This window comes from Methanoculleus sp. (assembly GCF_030019085.1).
Taxonomy (GTDB): Archaea; Halobacteriota; Methanomicrobia; order Methanomicrobiales; family Methanoculleaceae; genus Methanoculleus.
This window is the reverse complement of sequence record NZ_JASEFJ010000029.1, coordinates 9824-11535: the sequence shown is the minus strand read 5'-3', so window position 1 is coordinate 11535 and position 1712 is coordinate 9824. Positions and strand designations below refer to the sequence as shown.

Sequence of the window (1712 nt, the reverse complement as noted above, 5' to 3'; positions counted from 1 at the left end):
CGTCGGCGAGATCGATCTCTGCAGCGGCACCTTCACTGCTCTTACGGAAGGGGAAGTGACGCTCACCGCATCGGCCGACGGGGTCTCCGGCTCCGCCTGCGTGACCATTGAGCCTTCGCTTCCGGTCCCGGCCTGTATCGAGGTCGACCCACCCGAAGAGACGCTCGCGCCCGGAGAAACCCGGGAGTTCTCCGCCACGGTATACGACCAGTGCGAGAACGTAATGGACTGGGTCAGGGTCAGGTGGTCGTGCTCCGATGGCGATATCGGCACGATCGACAGCTTGGGCCTCTTTGCAGCATTCGCACAGGGCTCCACGGACGTGACGGCGTGTGCCGGCGGCGTTGAAGGGGCGGCGACGATCACCGTCACGGCGGCGCCCACGACCGATCCGACACCGGGTCCCACACAGACCCCGAATAACCCCGGATCGACCTACCGCGCCTACAGTGACGGCGGCGGAGACCCCGGCCCCAGTTTCTTCGCAGGGATCTGCGAGGATCTAAAGAGAGGCGCAACGCACACGTTCTCGGGCTTCGGTGTCACGTCTATCGGCAGCGTCGCCATCACGGCGGCCGACAACATCCCGAAGCTGATGCTGACCGTGAAGGAGGCGGGGTGCCCCAACCTGGCGGAGCCTCCCGGCGGCAGCACCTACGAGTACGCCGAGATCGCCGTCTCGTGGGCGAACCCTGACCAGATCGGCGGCGCAACGCTGACCTTCACCATTCCGGCGAAGTGGCTCGAGGAGCACGGGATCCTCCCGGAGGATGTCAGGCTCATGCGCTACGTCAACGGCGGCTGGCAGATCCTGGAGACCGAGGTCGTCGGTGAGGAGGACGGCAACTACCTCTTCCGCGCGACAACCCCCGGATTCTCCACCTTCGCCATCGCCGCGATGACGGAGAACCAAACCGTGACGCCGGAGACGAATGTCACGACGGAGGCTACCGCGACGCCTGAAGTGACGGAGACGATGACGACCGCGCCGACCGTCGCGGCGACGACGACGCCTGCGGCACCGCTCGTCTACGCGCCCTTCCTTGCACCGCTGGCCTTCCTCCTCTGGAGGAGAAGGAAGAACTAACCCTACCCTTTTTCAGATGGCTTAATGGTTGCCCGCCCGACCTTCGGTCTTCTCACGCACCGGTTCTGCCAAACAGCCATGGCGAGACCATGAGCACGGCCCCGAGGAGAAGAGCGGCGAGGACTGGGGCAAGAGCAGATGTCCCGGGAGCGGCGACGAGCGCCGCGTAAAGATACCAGAATGGGAGGAATTCCTGCGTGTACGGGGCAGGCGCGCCGAGCCCCGAGAGCATGATAGCAGCCATGACCGCAACAATCGCGTAGAGGTGACCCTCGCCGGACGATCCCGGGACGGCCGCCACCAAGACGCCGAGAGCGTTCGCCGCAACCACAGCGGATGCGAACGATACAACCGCACAAACAACACCCACCGGGGCCGGCGGGTGGACGAGCAGGAAGACGACGAGGGGGACGGCAACCTGCGCCAGATCAAGGAGGGCGTTCGCGAAGACGTATCCAGCGGTCAGCCGGCGGGGCGAGACGGGCAGCAGGGCCATCCGGTCCAGCATGCCGCTCTCGCGAATGCGGACGAGCCCGATCGACGACCCGAAGACACCGGAAAAGATCACAGCGACCGTGATGCCGGCTGCCTGGAGGGATGCGGGCACGTCAGCGAGGATGAGGGG

At 65.7% G+C, this 1712-nt stretch carries 2 protein-coding genes; one reads left to right on the top strand and one right to left on the bottom strand.

What is annotated here, in order from left to right; genetic code table 11:
* Positions 1-1087 (top strand): PGF-pre-PGF domain-containing protein (locus tag QMC91_RS09255; protein WP_300237953.1); only part of this gene is annotated, 1087 nt, incomplete at its 5' end.
* Between the two features lie 52 nt (positions 1088-1139).
* On the opposite strand, the gene QMC91_RS09250 is transcribed toward QMC91_RS09255, so the two are convergent.
* The coding region (locus QMC91_RS09250) for a hypothetical protein (protein ID WP_300237951.1) at positions 1140-1712 on the bottom strand (573 nt) is incomplete at its 5' end.